This window comes from Limnospira sp. PMC 1279.21 (assembly GCF_032349615.1).
Taxonomy (GTDB): Bacteria; Cyanobacteriota; Cyanobacteriia; order Cyanobacteriales; family Microcoleaceae; genus Limnospira; species Limnospira fusiformis.
This window is the reverse complement of the sequence record NZ_JARPLU010000115.1, coordinates 1-7,843: the sequence shown is the minus strand read 5'-3', so window position 1 is coordinate 7,843 and position 7,843 is coordinate 1. Positions and strand designations below refer to the sequence as shown.

The following is a 7,843-nucleotide window of genomic DNA, read 5'->3' as shown; positions in this document are numbered from 1 at the left end:
GTCCTGTTGAAAAAACCGGGGTTTGACCGCCGAAATCAAGAAACCCGGTTTCTCAAAGAAACCGGGTTTCTCAGCCGTGGGAGAGGGAAAATTGACCGTTGACGGCGACGGGTTTGGGGGCGGGTTTATTAATATCCTCGTTGGGAGGGAAATTTGACCGCAGAACCCGCCCCTACAATTAATAATTAATAATTATCACCCTCGTAGGGTGCGTCACCTGACGCACCGCATAGCCAAGAATATCGGAGATAAACTCATGGAACCGGAATATCCGCTTTCCCAAATGAAAAGGAGACCCAATCCTTTTGCGGAACCCTTAAAAAAACAAGTCACTATTTCTCTGGGAATTGAGGTCATCGAATATTTTGAGAAGATGGCTCAACAGGAAGGCTTGTCTGAAATGCCACGCCTTTATATACATGGTTTTTCAGGTTCAAGAGTTGCGGCGCAAACAGGGCTAAATATTCCCCGTCTTCCTGTAGTTGAATGACAATCGTGAAATTCTCGACCTGTTCGGACTGTACCCCAGTAATGATGCGATTTCGGTCGGTGTCGCTGTGGTAGTGCCATCGGCGGTTATCCAGAAAACCCGCCACCTGTGCTAAGGTTGTTGCCATCTTCCCAATGCCTCCCAGATATCTTATCTCACTAATTATGCTAACAATGTTCTATCGATTCTGGCAGGGGTTTTTTATGCAGGCTAGAGATGGCGTTGACGGGTGCGGAAATTTTTGGGGATGGGGGCTTGACTTCCGGGGAAATTTGACGTAATATAACACCATGGGAAAGTGTGCCGCCATATATATATTCCGGGCGAGGCAAAAACCGGGTTAATGGTTGGTTTCTAGTTTTCGGTCAGGGAGTCATAGGGCGAGGTTTGTCGCTACGGGAAAGGTTTTCAGCGCGCCAGGCACAGATTCTCATAAAAGGGTTTCATTTTCACGGTAACTCTAAACTCTATGAAAAACCTGTCTATTTCCTCTTGGTCTTCAAGTTTACTGGCGAGTCTCACGGCTTGTACATTAGCACTGGCAACAGGTCCGCTACAAGCGCAACAGGTCATGTATCAACCCATTTCCATCGTTCCGGGTGAGGTGGTAGAGGACATCCTCTCGGAACGAGATATTCCCATAGGAGATGGCGGCTTTTTACGGGATTATCGCGTCCGTCTCCCAAGCAATGAACAAGTGATGATTGAGCTGATGTCGGATGAATTTGATACTGTGGTGGTGTTGTTATCGGATGATGGTATAGCGATCGCAGAAAATGACGACGGCCCGGACGGGACAACCAACTCTCTCCTGTTTGCTCGCATTATGGAGGGAGGGGATTATATTGTGAGAGTTCGCGCCTTTGGGGAAAGAAGAGGCGGAAATTTTCGCCTAAAAGTGACTCGGTTAGTTCCGGCAGGATGAGGTTGAAACTCCCGGCTTCTATGATTACCTATTCCTCCCCCGTCGCGCTACAGGGCGATCGCCTCCTGGGATAGAATCGGGGAAGTATCGATATCAATCAATTGAACGGGAGAGTTATATATATGCAGATTTCGCCCCTAAGATTCTTGCACAAGAAATTACTACCGATGGCGATCGCCTTATGGTTGGGACTGGTTGGATATTTTGGGGGGGAAACCGTGGCGGTGGCTGCGCCTACCCATCCCAGCGTCCTAGGGAGTCTGTTTTCCTTCTCAGGAAAGCGACCCGATAACCTAGGAGTACACGACGGCTATCTTTCCGATTGTCCTGCTTCCCCTAACTGCGTTTCCACCCAAAGCCAGGACGGGGTTCACTATATCGAACCTTTCACCTATTCCACCTCTGGGGAGGAAGCATTCGCTCAAATCAAACAAGTGGTGGAGAGTATGGACAACGCCAAAATCGTGACGGCGGATGACCATTATCTTAATGCCGAATTTACCTCGGCGATTATGGGCTTTGTGGATGATGTAGAATTTTATTTGGATGATGAGGCGGGGGTGATTCAAGTGCGATCGGCATCCCGACTCGGAGAGTCAGATTTGGGAGTTAATCGCGATCGGATCGAAACCATCAGAAGCCTTTTGAACCCATAAAATCAAAATCAAACCAAAACCCCCAATCCGTTGAGGAAAGGGGGTTAATTGGTGGTTATGTGAGTAGTCCCAGATTACAGAGCGTTACCGCGAGGTAGAACTTCTTCGGGGAATACAAAGTTTTGGTGAGGTTGATCGGCTGGAGCCATCCAAGCGCGAATACCTTCGTTAAGTAGAATGTTCTTAGTATAGAAGGTTTCAAACTCAGGATCTTCTGCCGCGCGCAATTCTTGTGACACGAAGTCATAAGCACGCAGGTTCAAAGCTAGACCTACTACACCGATGGAACACATCCACAGCCCTGTTACAGGAACAAACAGCATGAAGAAGTGTAACCAGCGTTTGTTGGAAAAAGCAATACCGAAAATCTGGGACCAGAAGCGGTTAGCTGTCACCATGGAGTAGGTTTCTTCGGCTTGGGTGGGTTCAAAAGCACGGAAGGTGTTAGATCCTTCTCCGTCTTCAAACAGGGTGTTTTCTACTGTAGCACCGTGAATAGCACAGAGTAGCGCACCACCCAGGATGCCGGCAACTCCCATCATGTGGAAGGGGTTGAGCGTCCAGTTGTGGAATCCTTGGAAGAATAGGATAAACCGGAAGATGCCTGCTACACCAAAGCTGGGAGCAAAGAACCATCCAGATTGACCCAAGGGGTACATTAAGAATACGCTCACGAACACGGCAATAGGACCGGTGAAAGCGATCGCATTATAAGGACGAATGCCAACTAAGCGGGCGATTTCTAACTGACGCAGGCAGAACCCAATTAGCGCGAAAGCTCCGTGTAGAGCTACAAAAGCCCATAAACCCCCTAATTGACACCAGCGGGTAAAGTCCCACTGAGCTTCGGGACCCCACAGGAACAGCAGGGAGTGACCCAAACTGTTGGCGGGGGTGCTGACTGCAGCGGTCAGGAAGTTGCAGCCTTCGAGGTAGGAACTGGCGAGTCCGTGAGTGTACCAAGAGGTAACAAAGGTAGTTCCGGTGAGCCATCCGCCGATAGATAGATAGGCACAGGGGAAAAGCAGGATACCAGACCATCCTACGAATACAAAGCGATCACGCTTCAGCCAGTCATCGAGGACATCAAACCATCCTCTGGTGACTTGAGGGCGTTCGACTGCTATTGTCATAAACCCAAATCTCCGAATAAATTATGATTTCCAGTAAATCAGCCAACTGCACTCTATTTTAAAATCTAGCTTCCCGTTCTTAACAGAAAGTTAGGGATATGATCGATGCCGTTAACTTTTCTTTACCTATCTTAACAGTATAAACATAAATTCTCAGATTGGCAAGTCTCAGAATAAAATTAATCGCGAGGGTCCTAGTGGGGGTCAGCCGGAAGCCCCAGAAGTGATGCGATCGCCTCAGAGATTGGGATTTAAGGGCTGCGATGTTAACCAGACAGTGCCGATATCTGACATACTGGTGAGAGTCGGTGTTAAACTTAACCTTTTTTTAAGACTTTTCTATGTTCACCATTGACATCATCGTGAAATATGTCCCGGTTCCCCTATCGGTACAAAGAAAGACCCAAGAGGACGCTATGGGGGTCTATAACCAGGTACTAGACATGATGCGTTCGGACCATGGGCAACTGTTGGAGTTAACCTGCGAGAAAATGACCGATAAAAAAGTAGCTGTCCTCAGCAGCGAAATTTCGGCTGTGCAGATTTCCGAAAAATCGGGGACCACAGCTACAGGTAGATCTCCGGGATTTGTAGCCTTAACAGAATGAGCCAATCTGCCCAACCCCAAACACCCCTACCGGCTATTGAAGTCAAAAACCTGAACTTTCAATGGTCGGGAGGTGCTAGAGTCCTGACTTCTTGTTCCCTAGCCGTCCCCGCCGGGGAATTTTGGATGTTACTTGGTACGAATGGCAGCGGGAAATCAACTCTGTTGCGGCTACTAACTGGACTGCTGGAGTCCCAGTCCGGTGAGATTAACATTAAGGGACGGGTGGGGTTTGTCTTCCAAAATCCTGATCACCAATTGGTTATGCCTACTGTGGGGGCAGATGTGGCCTTTGGTTTGGTGGAAGATCGCCTCCCCCTAGTGGAAGTTAGGCGACGGGTTGAGGATGCTTTGGCGGCGGTGAAATTGCTGGAATTGCAGCGCCGCCCTATTTATGCCCTCAGCGGAGGACAAAAACAACGGATTGCGATCGCCGGTGCGATCGCTAGACATTGTGAAGTCCTACTTTTCGATGAACCCACCGCCCTACTAGACCCAGACAGTCAGCGAGACCTGGTTATTCAAGTTCGCCATTTAGTCAAAAATCGCGGCATTACCGCCCTCTGGGTGACACACCGCCTCGATGAACTTGACTACAGCGATGGTGCTTTTTTGTTGGAAAACGGCCGTGTGGTGGCTCAGGGAAACCCTGAACCCCTGAAACGGCGATTGATGCAAAATCATCAAACCTAGATTTTGGACCTTGATTTTTTCATCCTACCTAACGAAAAAAATGCCATTATTGAAACTAAGCAAAAATTGTCCACTGTTCAATATGAGCTTTGCAGTAATAAATCATGTCACGCCCTTTAACCAATGCCGTCCTGTTTGTAGACGGTTATAACATCATCGGAATCTGGCCCCGTTTACAACAAAAGCGCGACGGGGAAAGCATGGAGTCAGCCCGGCGACATCTGATCGAAACTCTGATTAACTACAGTGCTTTTGAAGGTCTCGATGCTCGCATTGTCTTCGATGCTCACTATCAGAATACTCCCGGTGTCAGTGAAAAGATCAGTCGTAATCTGTTGATTCACTATACAGGTTATGGTCAAACTGCTGACACTTATATAGAAAAAATGTGTGCCTCCCTGTGTCATAAGTTGCGACTATCACGGCGACGGTTGCTGGTGGCTACCTCAGACCGCGCACAACAGTTAACTGTGATGGGCTACGGTGCAGAATGGATGTCTGCAATGCAGTTATCCGAAGCGGTTGAGGCTTCTAATCGACAGCGCCAACGTCGCCACCAAACTCCTAAGCGATCGAGGAGTCGCTTTCTTGACAGTTCCCTAGATCCTGAGTCTCAAAGGCGTTTGGATCAGTTGCGGATGGGGCTAAAATAAATTTGAGCAAAATGCTTGACAAAATTTTACCACTGGGTTACTATAGTTAACTGTGGCTAAGACAACCACAACCCACTTTCCTCGGTAGCTCAGTGGTAGAGCGGTCGGCTGTTAACCGATTGGTCGTAGGTTCGAATCCTACCCGGGGAGTTTTTGCCAAAAATACGGCATTAAATGCGATCGCCCGCCATAGCCTTAACCGGATATCCTGCCCAATTACTCGCCTGATTGGAGGTGCGTTCGGGGAGGGAGACATTTTTCGTTAGGTTGCTGTGGTAAAATGCGATCGCCCCATGGCCAAAATTATAGCAGCCAGAACCTTTCACTAAAGCATTATTATTTATGTTCGATGCCCTTTCTGAACGTTTAGAGTCCGCCTGGAAAAAACTCCGGGGTCAGGACAAAATTACAGAATCCAATATCCAGGAAGCTCTGAAAGAAGTTCGTCGCGCCCTATTGGAAGCCGACGTTAACCTGATGGTAGTTAAAGATTTTATCAAAGAGGTTGGCGTTCAAGCCCAGGGTTCGCAAGTAGTATCCGGCGTGAAACCCGGTCAACAGTTTATCAAAATTGTTCACGATGAGTTAGTGAAAGTCATGGGGGAAAGCAATGTTCCCCTGGCTGAAGCCCAACAACCACCAACCATCGTGTTAATGGCAGGTTTGCAGGGTACTGGTAAAACCACAGCTTCCGCTAAGTTAGCCTTGCACCTACAAAAAGAGAATCGCAGCAGCCTGTTAGTAGCTACGGACGTTTACCGACCAGCAGCTATTGACCAGTTAATGACTCTGGGGAAACAGATAAATGTTCCCGTATTCGAGTTAGGGAAAGATGCCGACCCGGTAGAAATTGCTCGCCAGGGTATTGAGTACGGCAAAGCCCAGGGTATTGATACAATTATCATTGATACGGCTGGTCGGTTACAAATTGACCAGAATATGATGGCGGAACTGGCTCAAATAAAGGAGACGGTTCAACCTCACGAGACCTTGTTAGTAGTTGATGCCATGACGGGTCAGGAAGCAGCTACCCTGACTCAGACCTTTAATGACCGAATTGGCATTACTGGTGCTATCCTCACTAAAATGGACGGGGATAGTCGCGGCGGCGCGGCTCTGTCAATTCGGCGAGTTTCCGGCGCTCCGATTAAGTTTGTCGGGGTCGGGGAAAAGGTAGAAGCCCTACAACCTTTTTACCCGGAACGTATGGCATCCAGAATTTTGGGTATGGGTGACATCCTCACATTGGTGGAAAAGGCTCAGGAAGAGTTTGATATCGCCGATGCTGAGAAGATGCAGGAGAAGATTTTAGAGGCTAAGTTTGACTTCACGGATTTTCTCAAGCAGACCCGGTTGATGAAAAATATGGGGTCTTTGGGGGGGTTGGTTAAACTCATTCCCGGGATGAATAAAATCTCTCAGGAGCAGTTGGACGCGGGGGAAAGCCAGCTTAAACGCTCGGAGGCTATGATTAATTCTATGACCATTGAGGAGCGGAAGAATCCTGAGTTGCTGTCAAATTCGCCCTCAAGACGTAAGCGGGTGGCTAAAGGGGCTGGATATGCGGAAAAGGATGTGATGCGTTTGGTGAGCGATTTTCAGCGGATGCGGAGCTTGATGCAACAAATGGGTAAGGGTCAGTTTCCGGGTATGGGAATGCCGGGTATGGGAATGCCGGGTATGGGAATGCCGGGTATGGCTGGCGGCAAGAAGAAGAAAAAGAAAGCCAAAAAGAAAAAGGGTTTCGGTCAGCTTTAACTGTGGGAGTTGACTTTTGTCGGGTTCTGGGAATGCTATAATACTAAGTTACCCCATTGAGAGGCGGATTTGCTGGTCAGTCTGTCCTAGACTGCTACAATAGCTTAAAATTCATAAGGAGAGTTGATTAAAACCAAATGATCAAACTGAGATTGAAACGTTACGGTAAGAAACGAGAAGCTAGTTATCGGATTGTGGCGATGGATAGTCTGTCGCGTCGTGAAGGTCGTCCTCTGGAAGAGTTGGGTTTTTATAACCCCAGAACGGATGAAACTAGATTGGATACCCCGGCTATTATTCGACGGCTGAAACAAGGGGCTCAACCTACTAGAACTGTGCGTAACATCCTGCAAAAAGCCAATGTATTTGAACAACTCAAGTCCGGAGTCATCGCTGAACCCAGTATCCCAGAACCTGTCAGCCAATCCTAATTATGGGGAGTTGGCACGATTCTTAATTAGCCCGTTTTTGGGGTCGCCAGAGGCGCTGCGGGTTGATTGTGAGCGATCGCCAGCTCACCGCAAAATTTGGGTGAGATTGGCTTTTGAGGCGGAAGATAAGGGCCGTGTTTATGGTCGTTCGGGACATAATATCCAGGCGATTCGTAATGTTCTATCTGCGATCGCTAGAGTGGCGGGGGAATCGGTGTATTTAGATATTTACGAAGACAGTCCTACCCCAGGTCGTCCGCCTCGGGCTTCAGCAAACCGTCCGTCTCCGAAACGTACCAGCCGCCCAACTCGTCCATCTACCCCTAGGGGACCAATTCATAGAGACGGATAGTTTTCTGTTGCTAAGGAAAGCGACGCAAGGAACGCCTGTCTGTCGCTTTCCTGATTGATTGTCCTGTATTTGTCTGGTGTATAGATGATGTTTGGTCAGCACCCCCGGCTGAAGCACAGGGGCTTCGTGCCCCCCTTTCAGGTAG

At 48.5% G+C, this 7,843-nt stretch carries 11 protein-coding genes and 1 tRNA gene; 9 read left to right on the top strand and 3 right to left on the bottom strand.

What is annotated here, in order from left to right:
- Positions 1–353: 353 nt before the first annotated feature.
- Positions 354–617: a hypothetical protein gene (locus P5683_RS16595; RefSeq protein WP_006620995.1), complete on the bottom strand. Its 264-nt coding sequence runs from the start codon at positions 615–617 to the stop codon at positions 354–356.
- A gap of 342 nt (positions 618–959) precedes the next feature.
- Here P5683_RS16595 and P5683_RS16590 point away from each other — a divergent pair, with 342 nt between their 5' ends.
- Positions 960–1,415, top strand: a complete 456-nt coding sequence (locus P5683_RS16590; RefSeq protein ID WP_006670298.1) for a hypothetical protein — start codon at positions 960–962, stop codon at positions 1,413–1,415.
- A gap of 122 nt (positions 1,416–1,537) precedes the next feature.
- On the top strand, positions 1,538–2,071 hold the full coding sequence (locus P5683_RS16585; protein WP_006670297.1) for a DUF1499 domain-containing protein: 534 nt from the start codon (positions 1,538–1,540) through the stop codon (positions 2,069–2,071).
- Positions 2,072–2,145: 74 nt separating this feature from the next.
- Here the strand turns inward: P5683_RS16585 and psbD are convergent, their stop codons facing one another.
- The gene (psbD, locus tag P5683_RS16580; RefSeq protein WP_006617906.1) at positions 2,146–3,204 is read right to left on the bottom strand and encodes a photosystem II D2 protein (photosystem q(a) protein); all 1,059 of its coding nucleotides are present in this window, start codon (positions 3,202–3,204) and stop codon (positions 2,146–2,148) included.
- 341 nt (positions 3,205–3,545) lie between these two features.
- Between psbD and P5683_RS16575 the strand changes: the two genes are divergently transcribed.
- From P5683_RS16575 to P5683_RS16560, 4 genes are all read left to right on the top strand, one after another.
- Positions 3,546–3,812, top strand: a complete 267-nt coding sequence (locus tag P5683_RS16575; protein WP_006620992.1) for a hypothetical protein — start codon at positions 3,546–3,548, stop codon at positions 3,810–3,812.
- Entirely contained in the window at positions 3,809–4,504 is a 696-nt protein-coding gene (locus P5683_RS16570) for an energy-coupling factor ABC transporter ATP-binding protein (protein WP_006620991.1), read from the top strand. Before P5683_RS16575 ends, P5683_RS16570 begins: the two co-directional genes overlap by 4 nt.
- Positions 4,505–4,608: 104 nt before the next feature.
- Complete coding sequence (locus P5683_RS16565) at positions 4,609–5,157, top strand: NYN domain-containing protein (protein ID WP_006620990.1); 549 nt, start codon at positions 4,609–4,611, stop codon at positions 5,155–5,157.
- Between the two features lie 78 nt (positions 5,158–5,235).
- Positions 5,236–5,307, top strand: a tRNA-Asn gene (locus tag P5683_RS16560).
- Positions 5,308–5,327: 20 nt separating this feature from the next.
- Here P5683_RS16560 and P5683_RS16555 read toward each other — a convergent pair.
- On the bottom strand, positions 5,328–5,483 hold the full coding sequence (locus P5683_RS16555) for a hypothetical protein (RefSeq protein WP_006620989.1): 156 nt from the start codon (positions 5,481–5,483) through the stop codon (positions 5,328–5,330).
- Between the two features lie 16 nt (positions 5,484–5,499).
- Between P5683_RS16555 and ffh the strand changes: the two genes are divergently transcribed.
- The 3 genes from ffh to P5683_RS16540 all read left to right on the top strand — a co-directional run bounded on the left by ffh (position 5,500) and on the right by P5683_RS16540 (position 7,698).
- A complete protein-coding gene (gene ffh, locus P5683_RS16550; protein WP_006620988.1) occupies positions 5,500–6,915 on the top strand; it encodes a signal recognition particle protein in 1,416 nt (471 codons plus the stop codon).
- Positions 6,916–7,052: 137 nt separating this feature from the next.
- The gene (rpsP, locus tag P5683_RS16545) at positions 7,053–7,346 is read left to right on the top strand and encodes a 30S ribosomal protein S16 (RefSeq protein WP_008055729.1); all 294 of its coding nucleotides are present in this window, start codon (positions 7,053–7,055) and stop codon (positions 7,344–7,346) included.
- Positions 7,276–7,698 (top strand): KH domain-containing protein, encoded by a 423-nt coding sequence (locus tag P5683_RS16540; RefSeq protein ID WP_006670678.1) that lies wholly within the window; start codon positions 7,276–7,278, stop codon positions 7,696–7,698. The genes rpsP and P5683_RS16540 overlap by 71 nt, the downstream gene beginning before the upstream one ends.
- The last annotated feature ends 145 nt before the right edge of the window (positions 7,699–7,843 follow it).

What these genes read in the sequence shown, in the direction of transcription:
- P5683_RS16595 (WP_006620995.1), bottom strand. Translation starts at nt 617, where the DNA reads ATGGCAACAACCTTAGCACAGGTGGCGGGTTTTCTGGATAACCGCCGA.
- P5683_RS16590 (WP_006670298.1), top strand. Translation starts at nt 960, where the DNA reads ATGAAAAACCTGTCTATTTCCTCTTGGTCTTCAAGTTTACTGGCGAGT.
- P5683_RS16585 (WP_006670297.1), top strand. Translation starts at nt 1,538, where the DNA reads ATGCAGATTTCGCCCCTAAGATTCTTGCACAAGAAATTACTACCGATG.
- psbD (WP_006617906.1), bottom strand. Translation starts at nt 3,204, where the DNA reads ATGACAATAGCAGTCGAACGCCCTCAAGTCACCAGAGGATGGTTTGAT.
- P5683_RS16575 (WP_006620992.1), top strand. Translation starts at nt 3,546, where the DNA reads ATGTTCACCATTGACATCATCGTGAAATATGTCCCGGTTCCCCTATCG.
- P5683_RS16570 (WP_006620991.1), top strand. Translation starts at nt 3,809, where the DNA reads ATGAGCCAATCTGCCCAACCCCAAACACCCCTACCGGCTATTGAAGTC.
- P5683_RS16565 (WP_006620990.1), top strand. Translation starts at nt 4,609, where the DNA reads ATGTCACGCCCTTTAACCAATGCCGTCCTGTTTGTAGACGGTTATAAC.
- ffh (WP_006620988.1), top strand. Translation starts at nt 5,500, where the DNA reads ATGTTCGATGCCCTTTCTGAACGTTTAGAGTCCGCCTGGAAAAAACTC.
- rpsP (WP_008055729.1), top strand. Translation starts at nt 7,053, where the DNA reads ATGATCAAACTGAGATTGAAACGTTACGGTAAGAAACGAGAAGCTAGT.
- P5683_RS16540 (WP_006670678.1), top strand. Translation starts at nt 7,276, where the DNA reads ATGTATTTGAACAACTCAAGTCCGGAGTCATCGCTGAACCCAGTATCC.